Raw genomic sequence first — 17866 nt, 5'->3', positions numbered from 1 at the left:
ATGCGTGGCGATGGCAAGGAAGACCTGCATCATGGAGAGATCGGCGTGAAGGCGCATGAAAACATGCGGATTGCCGTCGCAATCGCGACGGCGGGCCGACGGGATGTGCTGACCGAGACCGTGCGGGTGATGATGGGCCAGGAGCGCCGGCCCGACGATTTCCTGATCTGCCCGGCCAAGCCCGCCGATGCCGACGAAGCCGCCCTCCGCCAGCTCGTTCCGGGCCTGAAGATGATCGCGGGCCCGGTCGGCCTGCCGCATCAGCGCAATGCCCTGATGGCCGCCACCGATGCGGACATCGTGATGTTCTTCGACGACGACTTCCTGCCCGCGCCCGATTTCCTGGCCGAGACCGTCAGGCTGTTTGTCGAAAATCCCGATATGGTGATGGTCACCGGGACGGTGCTCGCCGATGGCGCCCCGGGAGCGGGGCTCGGCATGCGCGAGGGCCTCGACAGGTTGGAGGCGGCGGGCCCCAATCGCGCGGCTGACACGCTGGAGCCGGTCTATAACGGCTATGGCTGCAACATGGCGGTGCGGCTCGAGCCGGTGCGCCGGCACGGCCTTGCCTTCGACGAGAAGCTGCCGCTCTATGCTTGGCTCGAGGATGTCGATTTCTCCCGGCAGCTCGCGCCTTTCGGCCGGATCGTCAGGAGTGGGCGCCTGCGCGGCGTGCATCTGGGCACCAAGTCAGGCGGCCGCAGTCCGGGCCGGCGGCTCGGCTATTCGCAGATCGCCAACCGCGTCTACATCATGCGCAAGGGCAATATGAGCCTGCGCGGTGCGCTGGAGGGCAGCATCGAAAACCTGGCTTCCAATCTGGTCAAGAGCGCCTTTCCGGAGCCTTGGACCGACCGGCGCGGACGGCTCGCCGGCAATCTTCTAGCTCTGTGGGATCTGGTACGGGGGCAACTCGATCCTGCGCGGATTCTCAAATTGTAGGTCAAGGCGCAGACGATGGCCGTACATTTTTCACTGGTGATGGCGACGCTCGGACGCTCCGAGGAGATCGCATTGATGCTCGACAGCCTGGAAACCCAGACCTTCAGGGATTTCGAGGTGATCATCGTCGACCAGAATCGCGACGAGCGGGTTACCGAGGTGCTGGCGCGCAAGATGCGCCCTTTCCCGATCCGCCATCTGCGCACGCCCGGCGTGCCGGGTGCAAGCCGGGCCCGCAACAATGGCGCCAAGGTCGCCGAGGGCGAGCTGCTCGGCTTTCCCGATGATGATTGCACCTACCCGTCCTGGCTGCTGGAAAAGGTGCGGAAGACCTTCGCGGAAACGGGAGCCGATATCGTCAACGGCCGGGCCGCCGACGAGACGGGGCGCTCGATCAATGGTCGCTTTGCCGAGGGGGCACGCTGGACCGGCGCCCGCGATGTCTTCGACACGCTGATCGAATGGGTGTCCTTCTGCCGACGCGATGTTTTCGAGGCCGTCGGCGGCTATGACGAGGATGTCGGTGTCGGCGCCACCTCGCCCTGGCAGGCCTGCGAGGCGCCCGACATCGTGCTGCGCATGCTGGAGCGCGGCTATCGCTCCTATTATGATGACGCCATCTATGGCCATCATCCCGAGATTCGCATCGACATGATGGATGTCCGCATGCAGCAGAAGGCGCGCGGCTATGGCCGCGGCATGGGCTATGTCCTGGCCAAGCATCGCATGGGCACGCTCTATTCCTTCAACTACATGCTGCGCTCCTTCGGGGGCTATGTCCTCAGCCGAGCACGTGGCCAACGCGGCCGGGCGATTTATTATCTCAACACGCTGAAGGGCCGGCTCGAGGGTTATCGCGACGGCCGCCGGGCAGCCTGACGCCCTTTTTCGCAGTGAACGCGATGGGCCGGCAGCGCGGTTCCTGCTGCTTTTTCTTCCCACTTGGAAGCAGGAGGAACAGCGGCCTTCGCGGCATCGTCCGTGGACGAAGCCCGTAATTGTGCTTAGGGTCGGTTCCCCTGATAATGGAAACGCCCCCGCAATGACGGATAAGAAACCGCCGCGCCCAGTCGGCTCGACCCCGGTCCGCTCCAATCAAGCCCGCCCCAGCTTCACCGATCAGGAGGCCCTGGCCTTCCACGCCCAAGGCAAGCCAGGCAAGCTCGAGGTGGTACCGACCAAGCCGATGGCGACGCAGCGCGACCTCTCGCTCGCTTATTCGCCGGGCGTGGCGGTGCCTGTGCGGGCGATCGCGGAGAACCCGGCGCTGGCCTATGACTATACGGCCAAGGGCAACATGGTGGCGGTAATCTCCAACGGCACCGCCATTCTCGGTCTCGGCGATCTCGGCGCACTGGCCTCCAAGCCGGTGATGGAAGGCAAATCCGTGCTGTTCAAGCGCTTTGCCGATGTCGATTCGATCGATCTGGAGATCGATACCAAGGACGCCGATGCCTTCATCAATGCGGTGCGCTATCTCGGCCCGAGCTTCGGCGGTATCAACCTGGAAGACATCAAGGCGCCGGAATGCTTCATCATCGAGCAGCGCCTCAAGGAATTGATGGACATCCCGGTCTTCCATGACGACCAGCACGGCACCGCCATCATCGCTGCCGCCGGCCTGTTCAACTGCCTGAAGCTGACCGGGCGCGACATCAACTCCACCCGTCTGGTGGTCAACGGCGCCGGGGCGGCCGGCATCGCCTGCGTCGAGCTGGTCAAGGCCATGGGCTTTGCGCCGGACAACGTCCTGCTCTGCGATACCAAGGGCGTGGTCTACAAAGGCCGCAGCGATGGCATGAACCAGTGGAAATCCGCCCATGCCGCCGAGACGGACCGGCGCACATTGGCGCAGGCTCTCGACGGCGCGGACATCTTTTTCGGCCTGTCGGTCAAGGGCGCCCTCACCACCGAGATGCTGCGTTCGATGGCGCCCAATCCGGTGGTCTTCGCCATGGCCAATCCCGATCCGGAGATCACGCCGGACGAGGCCCACGCCGTGCGCGACGACGTCATCATCGCCACCGGCCGCTCCGACTACCCCAACCAGGTCAACAATGTCCTGGGCTTTCCCTATATCTTCCGCGGCGCGCTCGACGTGCATGCCACGGCCATCAACATGGAGATGAAGGTGGCGGCAGCCCAGGCCCTGGCCGAGCTTGCCCAGGAGGAGGTGCCGGACGAGGTGGCGAGCGCCTATCAGGGCGCGCGGCCGCGCTTCGGCCGCGACTACATCATTCCCGCCCCGTTCGATCCTCGCCTGATGACGCGCGTGCCGGTGGCCGTGGCCAAGGCCGCGATGGAGACCGGCGTCGCCCGCAAGCCGATCGCCGATCTCGTTGCCTATCGCGCTGCGCTCTCGGCCCGCCGCGATCCCGTCGCCGGCACGCTGGCCGGCATCTTCGACCGGGTCCGCCGTTCGCCCAAGCGCGTGGTGTTCGCCGAGGGCGAGGAGGAGGCGGTGATCCGTGCCGCCGCGTCCTTCGTCAACCAGGGGCTGGGCACCGCCATCCTGGTCGGCCGCGAGGATCGCGTGGAGGCGGCCGCCGCGTTTGCCGGCGTCGAGCTGCGCGAAGGCATGGTGATCCAGAATGCCCGCATCTCGCCGCGCACCAATGCCTATGCGCAATATCTCTATGACAGGCTGCAGCGCCAGGGCTATTTGATGCGCGACTGCGTGCGCCTGGCCTCGATCGACCGCAACCATTTCGCCGCCTGCATGGTGGCGATGGGCGATGCCGACGCCATGGTCACTGGCCTGACCCGCAATTATTCGATCGCCCTCGAGGATGTCAGGCGCGTCGTCAGCGACAAGCCCGGCCATTGCGTCCTCGGCCTTTCCATCGCCATTGCGCGCGGGCGCACGGTCCTGGTGGCCGATACTGCCGTGCACGACATGCCGACCTCGGAGGAGCTGGCTGCCATCGCCATCGAGGCGGCCTCGGTGGCCAAGCGCCTGGGCTATGAGCCGCGCGTGGCCATGCTCGCCTATTCCACTTTCGGCCATCCCGAGGGCGAGCGGGCCGAGCGCGTGCGCGATGCCGTGCGTATTCTCGACCGCCGGCGCGTCGATTTCGAATATGACGGCGAGATGGGCGCCGATGTCGCGCTCAACCGCGAGGCCATGGCGCTCTATCCGTTCTGCCGCCTGTCAGGGCCTGCCAATGTGCTGATCATGCCGGCTTTCCACTCGGCCTCGATCGCCACCAAGATGCTGCAGGAGCTCGGCGGGGCCACGGTGATCGGCCCGATCCTGGTCGGCCTCGACAAGTCGGTGCAGATCGTGCCGCTGGCCGCCAAGGACACCGATCTCGTCAACATGGCGGTGCTGGCAGCAGCCAATATCGGCGGGTGAACGAGGCGCGCTGGCCCCTCGGTCTGTTCGGCGCTATCGACAATTCCATGAGGCATCGAAGATGCCTCATGGGGCCATACTGGCGAGTTCACCGAAAACCTGCTCGCGCTTTGCGGCACGGGGCTATAGGGGCCTATTCCGTGCCCTCGCCCGCCAGATAGGTCGGCCGGTTGGCGAGCATGGTGAGGGCGGTGAGGAAGGCAATCGCGCACATCGCCGTGACATACCAGAAGAACCATGCCTCATGGCCGGCATCCTTGAAGGCAAGCGCTACTGCCTCGGCCGAACCGCCGAAGACGGCATTGGCGATGGCGTAGGAGAGGCCGACTCCAAGCGCGCGGACCTCGGCCGGAAACATCTCGGCTTTCACGAGCCCGCTGATCGAGGTGTAGAAGGACACGATCGCGAGTGCCGCTACCACCAGGAAATAGGCCATGATCGGGCTCTGAACGCTGCCGATGGCCGTCAGGAGCGGCACGGTGCAGAGCGTCGCGAGGCCGCCGAACAGCATCATCGACCATTTCCGCCCGATCCTGTCGGAAAGCGCGCCGAAGAGGGGCTGCATGCACATATAGGTAAACAGCACCGCCGTCATGGTGACGTTGACCGTCTCCTTGGCCATGTGCGCCGTATTGACCAGATATTTCTGCATGTAGGTGGTGAAGGTGTAGAAGATCAGCGAGCCACCGGCCGTGTAGCCTATCACGGTCAGGAAAGGCCGCGGATGCCGGCGCAGCAGGCCGACGAGCGAGCCAGCTTCCTTGCGGGCGCGTGTCTCCGCCGACGAGGTCTCGTGCAGGGAGCGCCTGAGGTAGAAGGCGACGACCGCGGCGCAAGCGCCCACAACGAAGGGAATTCGCCAGCCCCACGCCCGCATTTGCTCGTCGCTGAATGCGAGTTCGAGGATGACGATGACGGCCGAGGCGAGGAGCTGGCCGCCGATCAGCGTCACATATTGGAAAGAACCGAAGAAGCCGCGCCGCCCGGCGAGCGCGACCTCGCTCATATAGGTCGCCGAGGTTCCGTATTCGCCGCCCACGGACAGGCCCTGGACCATCCGGCAGACGAGGAGAAGGATCGGTGCCAGGATGCCCGCCGTGGCATAGGTCGGCAGCAGCGCGATCGCCAGCGATCCGGCACACATCATCAGGACCGAGATCATCATCGAGTTCTTGCGGCCGTAGCGGTCGGCAATCCAACCGAAGAGCCAGCCGCCGATCGGCCGCATGAGGAAACCGATGGCGAAGACGGCCGAGGAGTAGAGGAGCTGGGTGGTCGGCTCGGCATTCTTGATGAAGCCGAAGAAGGCACTCGAAAAGTAGAGTGCCGTAAACGCATAGGCGTAGAAGTCAAACCATTCGACAAGATTTCCGGAAGATGAGCCGACAATCGCCATCACCCGTCGACGGGTATCATGTGGGTCTACTGCCGCCACGGCCGCGGTGCTACTCATATGTCTCCCCCTGACTGATCTTGTCTTTAGGTACGTCTTTCAAAGCGATTGTGATCATGCTGTGGCTTTGCTGATCCAGGCAAGCCATTTTTCCCGAAGGGCAGGGGCTGGATGCCGAGATAGGCGTGGATGCTTCGACGGAACCGCCAGCCAGATCCATCATCTCGTCCCCGGCGTTTCGGGATGGCAAAGACCGGATCGCGCTCAATCGCGGGGCCGTGGAGCTCCATCCGTCCTGCCGCCTGGCAGGGCAACCAATGTGCTGGTGCCGGCCGGTATGACGGGGTGGGGGAAGCTGCAGGATCTTGAATATTTGCAGAGCTTCTCGATATTGACCACGAAGGAGCACCGTCGAGAAGCTGTGCCGAGGATTCTGGCAAGGGACCTGCACGCGCATGAGCGACGATCGTTGGAACCGCTATCTGTTCGAGCGCCATGACCGGCAGGAGATCGCGCAATGGGCGCGAAGGCTGCGTTATTTCCGCTTCTGCCGTGCTGTCGGCGGCCATGCCAATGACGGAGACGAACTGCTGCTGGCGATCGCGCTGCAGGCGGAGGTTGGCCTGGTGGATGTCTGCGCTGGCTTGGGGATTGTGCTGGACGCCGTTGCGCCCGGCTCTCCCCAACCGGGGCCGGGCGTTGCCTACACGGCCGAGGCCTATCAGGGCTTTGCTTCCATCGTGCCCGGAACCAAGGGCATCCGCCAGCCTGGCCATATCCAACTGGCTGGGCAGCCCGTCTATGTCCATGCGCGGGCGAATCGGTTGGAAATCAGCCTGAGCGACCCCGATGCGCCCTACGAGGTCAGGGAAGCGACCATTCGTTCAGCAGAGCAGGTCGAGACGCTGCTCGCACCGCTGGCGGGTCGCCTGATCGATCCGCCGCGCACCAGCCGGCATTGCGTCTGCCCGGCCTTTTATCCTGAAATGTGGAATTGAATGTCAGCCCTGACAACGCGAACGGTCGATATAAGGCTGAGAGTGGTGCCGCTTGCGTGACTCGAACACGCGACCCCATCATTACGAATGATGTGCTCTACCGGCTGAGCTAAAGCGGCGCCAACGGTCTTTCAGAAGGCGATCCTTGCGGATGCGCCGCCCTGATACAGGCAAGCACAGCGGAAGGCAAGCCCTCTCGCGCATGCGTCCCAAGTTTAGAGTCAAACTCTTGACGCGGCACAAGCTCCCGACTATAGCAACCCACACAAATTTTGGCGGGAGGTTCCGCCCCCATTCTGGGGTGGCGGTTTTCTTTTTGCCCAAGCGATTCTGCCGGCGCAAGCCATGCAGGATTGCCGGACCCTCTTAACACCGGCAGGTTCTTCCGGATCTGCCCTGGCCCCGCTGCAGCGGCGCCGTTCCGAATCGAGAAGGATAGACAAGATGTCCCGCCGTTGCTCGTTGACCGAGAAGGGCGTTCAGACCGGCCACAAGGTGAGCCATTCGAACGTCAAGACCAAGCGCAAGTTCCTGCCGAACCTGCACAATGTCACGCTGATCTCCGACGTGCTCGGCCGCTCCGTGCGCCTGCGCGTCTCGGCGGCCGGCCTGCGTACCGTCGAGCACAATGGTGGCCTCGACGCTTGGCTGATCAAGGCTTCCAGCCACGAGCTTACCGCGCCGGCCCTGCGCCTGAAGCGCGAAATCGAAAAGAAAATGACGACTGCCCACTAAGGCTGGTCGCATAACTGACTTTTCGGGCCGGGGCCTTGCGCTCCGGCCTTTTTCATTGCCGGGTGCGCACGGGACGACTACAGCCCGTCCTGCTCCAGATGAGCAAAGCTTAATGTGACCGCCCCTTGACGGGATATGCCCGTTTCGGCGATTTGAGAGCGCCGGTTACCGGGCCCCTCTGGCGCATGCCCTGCATGACGCGATGTCGGAGCCGGCTTCGATGTTCTCGAAGCAAAAGGGTCCGGCATGATGCTCGATTTCCTGTATTCCGATTTTGCCGGCCAGCCGACCTGGATGTGGCTGGCCTTCCTCGCCTTCGTGGCATTGCTGCTCGCCTTCGACCTCGGCGTGCTCAATCGCGACGACAAGGTGCTCAGTGTCGCCGACAGTTTCAAATTGTCGGCCGTCTATATCGCCATCGCCATGGCTTTCGGTGGTGCCATCTGGTGGGGCATGGATACCCGCCCCGACGGCACCAGTCCGGCGCTCGACTATTTCACCGGCTATTTCATCGAGAAGTCGCTGTCGATCGACAATGTCTTCGTCATCGCGCTGATCTTCCGCTACTTCGCCGTGCCGCCGGCCTATCAGTATCGCGCCCTGGTCTGGGGTATCCTGGCCGCCGTGGTGCTGCGCGGCATCATGATCGCGGCCGGCGCCAGCATCGTGCAGAGCTATGGCTGGGTGCTCTATATCTTCGCGGCCTTCCTGATCCTGACGGGCCTGCGCATGCTGGTAGCCTCGGACGACCATGCCGAGTTCAAGGAAAACTGGCTGGTGCGCTTCCTGCGCCGCCATATGCGCATCAGCGATGAATTACATGGCAGCCGCTTCGTGGTGCGCCAGCCGGACCGCGCCACGGGCCGGAACCTGCTGCATGCCACGCCGCTGCTGCTGGCTCTGATCGTCATCAACGTCGCCGACATCGTCTTCGCCGTGGACTCGGTGCCGGCCATCCTGGCCATCACCACCGATACCTTCATCGTCTACACTGCCAATATCATGGCCATTCTCGGCCTGAGGGCGCTCTATTTCGCTCTGGCGGCGATGATCGATCGCTTCCACTACCTCAAATATGCGCTGGCCCTCGTCCTCGTCTTCATCGGCGGCAAGATCTATTGGGGCCATCTCATCGGCAAGGTCGATCCGGCGCTTGCCCTGATCGTGACCGTTGCGATCATCGTCGGCGGCATCGTCTTCTCGCTCTGGAAGACGCGGGGCCAGGACAGCTCGAGCGTTTCCTCCTGACGACGGTAGAGAAGAAAGGGCAACTCCCGCAAAAGTTGAGCTGTTTCAGCGGGAACAGACGGGCTAGAGTGACGGCGTGATGATGGCTTGATCGGGTTCGTCTGCTCTTTGCGGAGCAATGGGGCCGGTCAGCGTCGCCGGGACGGATCCTGCGATCCGTTCCCGTCCGGGGGGAAAACAAGGCAGAGGCCATGCCAAGCGGCGTGGCCGGAATGGTTTCGTGCGGGTTCTCCTCCCGACAGGCAGCGCTTTTGAGCAATCATCATCCGAAAGCCTGCCCGCACGGCTTGCCGGGCCCTGCTTTTCGGAATCGTGTTCGAGCGAGGAGAACTGCGATGACGATTTCCGGCCTGAAGCTTCGTTATCTGCTGCTGGGCGCCGTTCTGGGCGCGGCCGCCCTGGCGCCGCTGCCGGCCTCCGCCCAATATGGCGGTGGGGGATATGGTGGCGGCGGATACAACAGCGGCGGCTATGACGATGACGACTATGGTGGCGGCTATCGCCGGCAATATCGTCCCCGCTGCTACTATCGCGTCGTGCGGGTGTATGACGACTATTACGGGCGCTACGTCAAGCGGCGCCAGCGCGTCTGCGAGCGCAGCGGCTACTAAACGAAGCGCATTTGGACCAAAAACGGCTTTGCCCCATAGCATCGAACCCGATCTCGAAACCGGGTTCGATGCATATTTGCGATTCTGGGCGCTTCTGCCGAATTGCAAAATGCTCTAGAGGTTTTCTGCGGCGTTGGGTTCGATTTGGATTGGATCCGGTGCTGGCCACGTGCCACTTGTCACGGCCCAGACGGAATCCTTGGCCTATGGCATTCGGACAAGGATTGTGTTTCGTGGCTTTCCGCCCCAGGACGGATAGGGACAAGGAAGCGTCATCATGTTGATTCACCGCCGTACCGTGCTTGCCGGCCTGGCTCTTGCCGGGCTGCGGCCGGGTATCGCCTCGGCAATGCAGATCGTCGAGGCCGGCACCGTTCTGGCTGTCACGGGGCAGACCACGGGGCAGCTCAGGGGCGAGAAACGCGCCCTGCAAGTCGGCGAGCCGGTTTTCATCGACGACATGCTGGCAACGGGGGAGGGCGCCCGGCTGGCGGCGCGACTCGGCGACGCCACCCGGCTGTCGCTGGGTGAGCGCACGCGGGTGCGCATCGACAAATTCCTGGTGGACCGAGGGGGCGACCTGGTGCTGGAGCGCGGCGCCATGCTGTTCGACCGGCCCGACAACCAGCCTTCCGGCCCGCTCAACGTCACCACGCCGTTCGGCCTGATCGCCGCCCGCGGCACGAAGTTTTTCGCCGGCCCCAGTGAAGGCGTCTTCGGCGTCTTCGTCGAGCATGGCGTGGTCACCGTCGCCACCAAGGGCGGTCAGGTGACCCTCACCAATGGCCTCGGCACCAACCTGGTCAATGCCAGGCAGGCGCCGTCCGAGCCGACGAGCTGGAATACGCTGCGCATCGCCCAGGCGGAAGCATCCGTGATCGGCGGGGCCTCTATGGAGTCAGCTCCGCCAGCGGCGGCGGTGCCTCGCGGACCACGGCCGGCACCCAAGCCTTGAAGCTCGCCCAGTCGGGGCGGGCCAGACTGAAGCGATCGATCGGCAGAGCACCGCCGCGGGCCGGCGCATGCTGCAGGCCGGAATTGACATAGCGCAGCCCGCACTTTTCCATCACCCGGCGCGAGGCTTCGTTGATCACCCGGCATTCGCCGGTGATCGAGGCGATCGGCAGGGTCGAAAAGCCATGGTCGATCAGGGCCCGCGCCGCTTCCGTCGCCAGTCCCTGGCCCCAATGGGGCTTGCCCAGCCAATAGCCGATCTCCGCGCTCTCGCGCTTGGGAAAGCGCAAGCCGATGCAGCCTAGGAAGGCACCGCTGTCGCGGCATTCGATCGCGAAGGCGAGTTCCTTGCCCGCCTTGCGAGCCTCGTCCTGGTATCGCACGAAGGTTTCGGCGTCGGTCTCGCCATAGGGGAAGGGCAAGCGCCCCGTCATCAGCGCTACGGCCGAATCATTGGCGAGGCGCGCCATGCTCGGCACGTCGCCCTGATGCGGCTTGCGCAGCACGAGGCGCAGCGTCTCGATCTCGATCGAGGCAATGGTCGTGGCCGGGAGAGACTTGTAAGGGGGCATGATGGGCTCCTGGCAAGAAGAAGGGGCGGAAGGATTTCTCCACCGCCCCTGCGTCAACCTGGAGTCCCAATTGGGGTCTTTTCAGGTCCGCCGGTCCAGTGGAGCCGGCGGAGCTTCTGACCCGCCGGGATTATTCTGCTGCTACTTTGGTCGTGGCGACGTTGACGTAAATTCGGCCGTTGGCTCGGGTGCGGAAGTCCACTCGGCCGTCGGTAAGTGCAAAAAGGGTATGATCCTTGCCCATGCCGACATTGACGCCCGGATGCCATTTCGTGCCGCGCTGGCGCACGATGATGTTGCCAGCGACGACGGCTTCCGAACCGAACTTCTTCACGCCCAAGCGACGACCGGCCGAATCACGACCGTTGCGCGACGAACCGCCTGCTTTTTTGTGAGCCATGGCGATAACTCCTCGAATTCTGTCTACGCCGGTGCTGTGACACGGCGGTGAAATCCATCAATTGGGGGCGACAATGCCCGAAAGCCGGGCTGTTGTCGACCCCGTCCCTCCGAAACCGGCTCAGAGGTCCTTGCCGGAAGCCTGCTCGGCCTGATCGACCTTCGCACGCGGCGGCTTGCCGGCGAGAAGCTCCTTGGCCTGCTCGACCCACTCTTCGCGGGTGGCGCGGCCGCGCAGCGAGAGCTCTTCGTCCCACTTGGCGATGTCGGCATCGGTCCAGGCGGCGATGTCGTTCCAGCTGCTGATGCCAGCGGCGCGCAGCTTCTTCTCGATGGTCGGGCCGACGCCCGAGATCAGCGAGAGGTTGGAGGCGTCGAGATCGCCAGCCGGAACGGCGGCGGCAGCGACGGGAGCCTCGTCCTTGGCAACCTTGGCGGGCTTAGCAGCAGCCTTGGAAGGCTTGGCGCCGCCCGTGAGGATCTCGGCGATCCGCACCACGGTCTGGTGCTGGCGATGGCCGCGCTTGCGCTTCGAATTCTGCCGGCGGCGCTTCTTGAAAGCGATGACCTTGTCATCACGATCATGCTCGACCACCTCGGCGGCAACCGAAGCACCGGCAACCGTGGGGGTACCGAAAGTCAGGCCGGCGTCACCGCCAACGGCCAGGATTTCGGGGAATACGATGACTTCTCCAACCTTGGCGTCGAGCTTCTCGACCCGGAGAACGTCGTTCTGATTGACGCGGTATTGCTTACCGCCCGTCTTGATGACCGCGAACATGTTTTTCCTCGTTCGGACCCGGCTTTCGCCCGCCTTGCCTCCCTGAAGGGAAACGAAACGGATCGGGTCCTTGCCTGAGCAAAGTCCCCGCAGCGGCCGGCTTTTCCAGTCGTTGATATTTGCCGTCCTTCCTTGCGAGAATGAACGGCCACGAAAAAAGGCACGCGGCCCAAAGGCCGCGCGCTGGCGTGGCTTATACAGGCGTGAGCCGTAGAGTCAAGGAAAGCAAGGTGCATTTTCCTGGAAGAGCGGCCGGCGCCGGCGGGGTTGGTCAGCGGATTGCCCGGAAATGCCGAGCCGGCCGGCGACCTAGTACAGCCCGCCGACGAATAATATCCCGCTCCATGTGTTTTCCCGGCATCCATGCAAGGGAGAGACACCATGTCCTTTATCCGATCCTCGACGCGCCGCCTGGCGGTCACCGTTCTTTCGGCAGCCTTCATGTTGACCGCGGGTGCGGCCCTCGCCGCGGGCGGCGGCGGCGGTGGTGGCAGTTCCGGTGGGGGTGGTTCCGGTGGCGGCGCCGGCGGTGGGGGAGGCGGCAATGGCTCCAGCGGTGGAGGCGGAGTCACCAACGGCAAGCCGATCACCGACATGACCACCTGTCCGCGCGGGCAGGTCTGGAGCACCCGCAAGAAAGCTTGCCTGAAGCTGAAATCCGAGGCCCTGCCCGACGACGACATGGCCAACTATGCCTGGGTACTCGCCAAGGCCGACCGCTATGACGAATCGCTGCAGGTCCTGGATCTGCTCAAGGATCCGAATACCGCCAAGGCTCTCAACTATCGCGGCTATGCCACGCGCAAGCTCGGCCGGACCGACGAGGGCATCGGCTATTATCTGAAATCGGTGGCGGCCGATCCCCAATACGCACAGGTCCGCGAATATCTGGGCGAGGCCTATGTGATCAAGGGCCGGCTCGATCTGGCCAAACAGCAGCTCGACACCATCAAGACGCTCTGCGGTACCGGCTGCGAAGAATATCAGGACCTGAACGAGGCGATCGAGAAAGGCATCTGATCGCTGCTGTTCCGCCGGAAATAGCCTCCGGCATGATCAACAAGCAAAGTGTGCAGACCCCTTTCCCCTCGAAGGGGTTTGTGCGGGTGTGGCCCTGCCGGTTTTCGTCGCGGTAGCCGGCGGGGCTTCACTCCCTCCTGACTCGCCGCCTGCACCGCGCCGGCTCCCTTCATTTCCGTTTGGAGAGCAGCGGCAAGCCCGGCTATGACTGGTGGCTGAAATATCGAGGGTGGAAGCATGTCGCGCGGCAAGGCTGAGCAGGCCAGCTCCTTGGCGGGTCCTTTCGACTTCATCGTGGTGGGAGCCGGCTCGGCCGGGTGCCTTCTGGCCAACAGGCTCTCCAGCAATCCCAGCCGGCAGGTGCTGTTGCTGGAAGCGGGGCGGCCGGACAACTACCCCTGGATCCATATCCCGGTCGGCTATCTCTATTGCATCGGCAATCCGCGCACCGACTGGCTCTACCAGACCGAGGCCGAGCCCGGCCTGAACGGGCGTTCGCTGCGCTATCCGCGCGGCAAGACCCTGGGCGGCTGCTCCTCCATCAACGGCATGATCTATATGCGCGGCCAGGCCCGCGACTATGACGGCTGGGCGGCAACGACTGGCGACGAGGCCTGGAGCTGGGCGAACAGCCTGCCCGACTTCAAGGCCCACGAGAATCACCATCGCCTCGATGGCGGTGCCGATCCCGCCACCGGCGATAACAGCCGCTTTTCCGACATGCACGGCCATGGCGGCGAATGGCGCATCGAAAAGCAGCGCCTGCGCTGGGATATCCTCGATGCCTTCGCCGAAGCGGCGGTGCAGGCCGGCGTGCCGCGCACCGAGGATTTCAACAGTGGCGACAATGAGGGCGTCGGCTATTTCGAGGTCAACCAGAAGGCCGGCTGGCGCTGGAACACTTCCAAGGCTTTCCTGCGGCCGGCGCGCGCACGTCCCAATCTCACCGTGTGGACACAGGCTGAGGTCGAGCGCCTGACCTTTGCGCTCGGCGACGATGGGCGGCAGCGCTGCACCGGCGTGGTGCTGAGGCGTGGCGGCGAGCTCGTCGAAATCCAGGCCAAGCGCGAGGTCATCCTCTCGGCCGGCGCGGTCGGCTCGCCCCAGATCCTGCAGCTTTCCGGTATCGGCCCGGCCGGCCTTCTGCAATCTCACGGCATTGAAGTCGTGCATGATCTGCCAGGCGTCGGCGAGAACCTGCAGGACCATCTGCAGATCCGGGCCGTGTTCAAGATCGAAGGGGCCCGCACGCTCAACACGCTGGCGAGCAGCCTGACCGGCAAGATGGGCATCGGCCTCGAATACATGCTCCGCCGCAGCGGGCCGATGAGCATGGCACCCTCCCAGCTCGGCGCCTTCAGCCGCTCCGACCCCGGCCGTACCCACGCCAATCTGCAATATCACGTGCAGCCCCTCAGCCTGAACGCCTTCGGCGAGCCGCTGCATGATTTCCCGGCCTTCACGGCAAGCGTGTGCAATCTCAATCCAACCAGCCGGGGCAGCGTGCGCATCCGCTCCAACCGGGCAGGCGAGGCGCCGGCCATCGCGCCCAGCTATCTCTCGACGGAGGAGGACCGCAAGGTCGCCGCCGACAGCCTGCGCCATGTCCGCAACATCGTGAGCCAGAAGGCGCTGGCCCCCTACAAGCCGGTGGAATGGAAGCCGGGCGTCGAATTCCAGAGCGACGAGGAATTGGCGCGCCTGGCCGGCGATATCGCCAGCACGATCTTCCACCCGGTCGGTACCACCCGGATGGGCCGGGCCGATGATCCCGATGCCGTGGTCGACAGCCATCTGCGCCTACGCGGCGTCGATGGCCTGCGCGTGGTCGATGCCGGCGTGATGCCGGCGATCACCAGCGGCAACACCAATTCGCCGACCTTGATGATCGCCGAAAAGGCGGCTCGCTGGATCGCCCGGGGCGAGTGAACAAGACAGGGCGGACAGGATGTCCGCGGTCCCAGCCGCGCTGCTTCCTGTGCGAGCCCCTCATGGTTTGCGGCCGAACCGTCACGGCTGGGATCGCGGACGTCTCGTCCGCCTCCTCAAGCCGGCTGACGGCAGCCTTCCAGGATCTTACGGATTTCAGGTCGGCAGGACCCGCAATTCGTGCCGGCCTTCAAGGCCGCGCCGATCGCCTCGACGCTGTCGACGCCACTGCGTGCCGCCGCCTCGATGCGGGCCTGGTCGATGCCGAAGCAGGCGCAGACCTGGCGGCTCGGGCGCAGGCCTGGATCGGGTGCCCGCCCGGCGAGGATGAAACGGCGGGTGGCGGCGTCGATCCGTTCCCGGGCCAGCAGATCCCTGGCCCAGGCTGCGCCGTCCTCGTCCCGGCGCGGGGCGGTGGAAAGCAGGATCTCGAGGCGATGGTCCACGATCGAGGCCGAGCGGTAGAGATCGGCGACGGGATTGCGCTGATGCAGCGGGCTCGTCCACAGATTGAGCCAGTTCGAGAGGAGATCATGCAACGCTCCCGGCGCGCGCGGGCTGGCGAAATGCACGATCTCGCCATCCGCGACTGTCATGCGGGCGTGGCTGAGCCAGGCCGGCAGGGGCAGGCGGCGGCGCGAGGCGATGAAGCCTTCCGCCTGTATCGCCCAGGGCCGGATCGAAGCCGGCACCGTCTTCGAATCGGGCTGACCGGAAACGGGATCGGTGCGGGCATGGACGAGCGAGCCCACGCGGGCGCGGGCGGCATTGGCATCGGTCCAGTGGATCGGCGCGAAGATCGAGCCGGCCTGCTGGCTGTCGGTGACCACCACGCGCAGCTCGACCTGGCCCTCGCCGGCGCTCACGGCGGCAAAGGCACCGTCCTTGAGGCCGAAGCGCTCGGCGTCGGCGGGATGCACTTCCACGAAGGGGGCGTTGCGGTGCTGGGCCAGGCGCGGGCTGAGCCCGGTGCGGGTCATGGTGTGCCAGTGGTCGCGCACCCGGCCGGTGTTGAGCAGGAGCGGATGTTCGGCGGTGGGCTCAGCGGCCAGTGCCGGCGGTGCCAGCGGGACGAGGCGGGCGCGGCCATCGGCATGGACGAAGCCGCCTTCGGCGAACAGGCGCTGCGTGCCGGCGTCTTGGCCCGATGGCAGCGGCCATTGCACGGGTTCGAGCGTATCATAGGCTTCGTCGCTGAGGTCGGCGAGGCCGCCGATGTCAAATAGGCGCGCGCCGTCATTCTCGAAAGCCGACAGCGCGGCATGCTCCCGAAAGATCGCCGCAGGCGAAGCAAAATCGAAGGCCTGGGCATGGCCAAGCCTTCTGGCGACCTCGCAGATCTGCCACCAGTCGGGCTGCGCCTCGCCGGGAGGCGCCAGGAAGGGCCGCTGGCGCGAAATGCGCCGCTCGGAATTGGTGACGGTGCCGTTCTTCTCGCCCCAGGCAGCCGAGGGCAGAACCACAGTCGCGGCATCGGTGAGGCCGTCGACATGGGCGCTGACCTCGGAAACGGCGAGGAAATCGAGCTGGCGCAGGGCTGAGCGCATGGCGTCGGCGCGCGGCAGGCTGGCGGCGGGATTGGTGCAGAGCACCCAGAGCGCGCGGATCTCGCCGCGCTCGATCGCCTCGAACATCGAGACTGCCTTGCGGCCTTCCTTTTCGGCCATGCGGGGGGCCTGCCAGAAGCGGCCGACGCGATCCACCTCGTCCGGCGAAAAGCCCATATGGGCGGCGAGCTGGTTGGCGAGCCCCCCCACCTCCCGCCCGCCCATGGCATTGGGCTGGCCGGTGAGTGAGAAGGGGCCGCAGCCGGGCCTGCCGATGCGGCCGGCGGCGAGATGGGCGTTGAGGATGGCGTTGACCTTGTCCGTCCCCTGGGCCGACTGGTTGATGCCCTGGCTGAAGCAGGTGACCACACGCGGGGTCTCGATCCACAAGTCGAGGAAGGCGGCGAGGGCCTGCTCGCTGAGGCCGCAGCGGGCGGCGGCATCGGCGCGGCTGGGAGCGATCTCGTGGGCATTGGCCAGGGCGGCTTCGAACCCGTCGGTGTGGCTGGAGACATAGTCTGCGTCGACGGCGCCTCTTTCGGCGATTTCGACCAGCAGGCGAGCGAAGAGAACGGCGTCCATGCCCGGCGCCACGGCAAGATGCAGGTCGGCGCTGTCGGCGGTCACCGTGCGGCGAGGGTCGATCACCACGATGCGGGTGCCGCGCCTGTTGCGGGCCTGCTCGATGCGCTGCCAGAGCACGGGATGGCACCAGGCCGTGTTGGAACCGGTCAGCACCACGAGATCGGCCTCGTCGAGATCCTCGTAGCAGCCCGGCACGATGTCGGCGCCGAAGGCGCGGCGATGGCCGGCGACGGTGGAGGCCATGCACAGGCGGGAATTGGTGTCGACATTGGCCGAACCGATGAAGCCCTTCATCAGCTTGTTGGCGACGTAATAGTCCTCGGTCAGCAGCTGGCCGGAGAGATAGAGCGCCACCGCATCGGGGCCATGGCGCTCGATCGTGTCCCTGAATCCCTTGGCCACGGCATCGAGGGCGCGGTTCCAGGTGGTGCGCACGCCGTGGATGGTGGGATGGACGAGGCGATGGCCGGTGGCCAGCGTCTCGCCGAGCGCCGCGCCCTTGACGCAGAGACGGCCCTGGTTGGCGGGATGGGCGGCATCTCCGGCAATGGCGGCACCGCCCTTGCCGTCGGCGGTGGCGACGACACCGCAGCCGACGCCGCAATAGGCGCAGGTGGTGCGCACGGGTGTCGGGGCGGGCGTGATCGTCGCAGGATCGGGGGCGGGCATGGAGACGTTCATGGCTGGGGTCTCCGGGGCCTAGACAAGAAGGCGCGAATACCCTTCTCCCCTTGCGGGAGAAGGTGGCGCGAAGCGCCGGATGAGGGGTGCGTAGCGCTGTGTTCCGCCTGCTTCAT

Annotated in this window: 15 protein-coding genes and 1 tRNA gene; 10 read left to right on the top strand and 6 right to left on the bottom strand. The window is 65.1% G+C overall.

Annotation, left to right across the window (positions count from 1 at the left end):
* The 3 genes from BA190_RS04815 (at position 1) to BA190_RS04805 (ending at position 4297) form a co-directional block, all read left to right on the top strand.
* Complete coding sequence (locus BA190_RS04815) at positions 1-942, top strand: glycosyltransferase family 2 protein (RefSeq protein WP_245314556.1); 942 nt, start codon at positions 1-3, stop codon at positions 940-942.
* A 15-nt stretch (positions 943-957) separates the two neighbouring features.
* Positions 958-1821 (top strand): glycosyltransferase family A protein, encoded by an 864-nt coding sequence (locus tag BA190_RS04810; protein WP_068283394.1) that lies wholly within the window; start codon positions 958-960, stop codon positions 1819-1821.
* Positions 1822-1984: 163 nt separating this feature from the next.
* Positions 1985-4297, top strand: a complete 2313-nt coding sequence (locus tag BA190_RS04805; protein WP_068283391.1) for an NADP-dependent malic enzyme — start codon at positions 1985-1987, stop codon at positions 4295-4297.
* Between the two features lie 133 nt (positions 4298-4430).
* Here BA190_RS04805 and BA190_RS04800 read toward each other — a convergent pair whose 3' ends face one another.
* Positions 4431-5750, bottom strand: a complete 1320-nt coding sequence (locus BA190_RS04800) for an MFS family transporter (RefSeq protein ID WP_068283384.1) — start codon at positions 5748-5750, stop codon at positions 4431-4433.
* Positions 5751-6145: 395 nt separating this feature from the next.
* Between BA190_RS04800 and BA190_RS04795 the strand changes: the two genes are divergently transcribed.
* Positions 6146-6688: a hypothetical protein gene (locus tag BA190_RS04795; protein WP_068283380.1), complete on the top strand. Its 543-nt coding sequence runs from the start codon at positions 6146-6148 to the stop codon at positions 6686-6688.
* A 43-nt stretch (positions 6689-6731) separates the two neighbouring features.
* Here BA190_RS04795 and BA190_RS04790 read toward each other — a convergent pair.
* A tRNA-Thr gene (locus BA190_RS04790) sits at positions 6732-6807 on the bottom strand.
* 325 nt (positions 6808-7132) lie between these two features.
* Here BA190_RS04790 and rpmB point away from each other — a divergent pair.
* From rpmB to BA190_RS04770, 4 genes are all read left to right on the top strand, one after another.
* A complete protein-coding gene (gene rpmB / locus BA190_RS04785; RefSeq protein ID WP_068283377.1) occupies positions 7133-7423 on the top strand; it encodes a 50S ribosomal protein L28 in 291 nt (96 codons plus the stop codon).
* 249 nt (positions 7424-7672) lie between these two features.
* Complete coding sequence (locus tag BA190_RS04780; RefSeq protein WP_068283883.1) at positions 7673-8671, top strand: TerC family protein; 999 nt, start codon at positions 7673-7675, stop codon at positions 8669-8671.
* Positions 8672-9006: 335 nt separating this feature from the next.
* A complete protein-coding gene (locus BA190_RS04775; RefSeq protein ID WP_068283375.1) occupies positions 9007-9282 on the top strand; it encodes a hypothetical protein in 276 nt (91 codons plus the stop codon).
* 277 nt (positions 9283-9559) lie between these two features.
* Positions 9560-10237 (top strand): FecR domain-containing protein, encoded by a 678-nt coding sequence (locus BA190_RS04770; protein ID WP_068283373.1) that lies wholly within the window; start codon positions 9560-9562, stop codon positions 10235-10237.
* On the opposite strand, the gene BA190_RS04765 is transcribed toward BA190_RS04770, so the two are convergent.
* The 3 genes from BA190_RS04765 to BA190_RS04755 all read right to left on the bottom strand — a co-directional run bounded on the left by BA190_RS04765 (position 10173) and on the right by BA190_RS04755 (position 11988).
* Positions 10173-10808: a GNAT family N-acetyltransferase gene (locus BA190_RS04765; protein ID WP_082979457.1), complete on the bottom strand. Its 636-nt coding sequence runs from the start codon at positions 10806-10808 to the stop codon at positions 10173-10175. The genes BA190_RS04770 and BA190_RS04765 overlap by 65 nt on opposite strands.
* Before the next feature lie 130 nt (positions 10809-10938).
* The gene (gene rpmA / locus BA190_RS04760; RefSeq protein WP_068283371.1) at positions 10939-11208 is read right to left on the bottom strand and encodes a 50S ribosomal protein L27; all 270 of its coding nucleotides are present in this window, start codon (positions 11206-11208) and stop codon (positions 10939-10941) included.
* 120 nt (positions 11209-11328) lie between these two features.
* On the bottom strand, positions 11329-11988 hold the full coding sequence (locus tag BA190_RS04755; protein ID WP_068283368.1) for a 50S ribosomal protein L21: 660 nt from the start codon (positions 11986-11988) through the stop codon (positions 11329-11331).
* A 381-nt stretch (positions 11989-12369) separates the two neighbouring features.
* Between BA190_RS04755 and BA190_RS04750 the strand changes: the two genes are divergently transcribed.
* Both BA190_RS04750 and BA190_RS04745 read left to right on the top strand, forming a co-directional pair.
* A complete protein-coding gene (locus tag BA190_RS04750; RefSeq protein WP_068283366.1) occupies positions 12370-13008 on the top strand; it encodes a tetratricopeptide repeat protein in 639 nt (212 codons plus the stop codon).
* Between the two features lie 237 nt (positions 13009-13245).
* Complete coding sequence (locus BA190_RS04745; protein WP_068283363.1) at positions 13246-14937, top strand: GMC family oxidoreductase; 1692 nt, start codon at positions 13246-13248, stop codon at positions 14935-14937.
* A gap of 116 nt (positions 14938-15053) precedes the next feature.
* Here BA190_RS04745 and BA190_RS04740 read toward each other — a convergent pair whose 3' ends face one another.
* A complete protein-coding gene (locus BA190_RS04740) occupies positions 15054-17750 on the bottom strand; it encodes a nitrate reductase (RefSeq protein ID WP_082979456.1) in 2697 nt (898 codons plus the stop codon).
* Positions 17751-17866: the final 116 nt, after the last annotated feature.

Origin of the sequence: Labrys sp. WJW (assembly GCF_001676615.1) — a bacterium.
GTDB lineage: Bacteria > Pseudomonadota > Alphaproteobacteria > Rhizobiales > Labraceae > Labrys > Labrys sedimenti.
This window is presented reverse-complemented; position numbering and strand designations above follow the sequence as displayed.

Coding starts and splice junctions, on each gene's coding strand:
- BA190_RS04815 (WP_245314556.1), top strand. CDS start 1: ATGCGTGGCGATGGCAAGGAAGACCTGCATCATGGAGAGATCGGCGTG.
- BA190_RS04770 (WP_068283373.1), top strand. CDS start 9,560: ATGTTGATTCACCGCCGTACCGTGCTTGCCGGCCTGGCTCTTGCCGGG.
- BA190_RS04740 (WP_082979456.1), bottom strand. CDS start 17,750: ATGAACGTCTCCATGCCCGCCCCCGATCCTGCGACGATCACGCCCGCC.
- BA190_RS04800 (WP_068283384.1), bottom strand. CDS start 5,750: ATGAGTAGCACCGCGGCCGTGGCGGCAGTAGACCCACATGATACCCGT.
- BA190_RS04805 (WP_068283391.1), top strand. CDS start 1,985: ATGACGGATAAGAAACCGCCGCGCCCAGTCGGCTCGACCCCGGTCCGC.
- BA190_RS04755 (WP_068283368.1), bottom strand. CDS start 11,988: ATGTTCGCGGTCATCAAGACGGGCGGTAAGCAATACCGCGTCAATCAG.
- BA190_RS04750 (WP_068283366.1), top strand. CDS start 12,370: ATGTCCTTTATCCGATCCTCGACGCGCCGCCTGGCGGTCACCGTTCTT.
- rpmA (WP_068283371.1), bottom strand. CDS start 11,208: ATGGCTCACAAAAAAGCAGGCGGTTCGTCGCGCAACGGTCGTGATTCG.
- BA190_RS04765 (WP_082979457.1), bottom strand. CDS start 10,808: ATGCCCCCTTACAAGTCTCTCCCGGCCACGACCATTGCCTCGATCGAG.
- BA190_RS04810 (WP_068283394.1), top strand. CDS start 958: ATGGCCGTACATTTTTCACTGGTGATGGCGACGCTCGGACGCTCCGAG.
- BA190_RS04780 (WP_068283883.1), top strand. CDS start 7,673: ATGCTCGATTTCCTGTATTCCGATTTTGCCGGCCAGCCGACCTGGATG.
- BA190_RS04775 (WP_068283375.1), top strand. CDS start 9,007: ATGACGATTTCCGGCCTGAAGCTTCGTTATCTGCTGCTGGGCGCCGTT.
- rpmB (WP_068283377.1), top strand. CDS start 7,133: ATGTCCCGCCGTTGCTCGTTGACCGAGAAGGGCGTTCAGACCGGCCAC.
- BA190_RS04745 (WP_068283363.1), top strand. CDS start 13,246: ATGTCGCGCGGCAAGGCTGAGCAGGCCAGCTCCTTGGCGGGTCCTTTC.
- BA190_RS04795 (WP_068283380.1), top strand. CDS start 6,146: ATGAGCGACGATCGTTGGAACCGCTATCTGTTCGAGCGCCATGACCGG.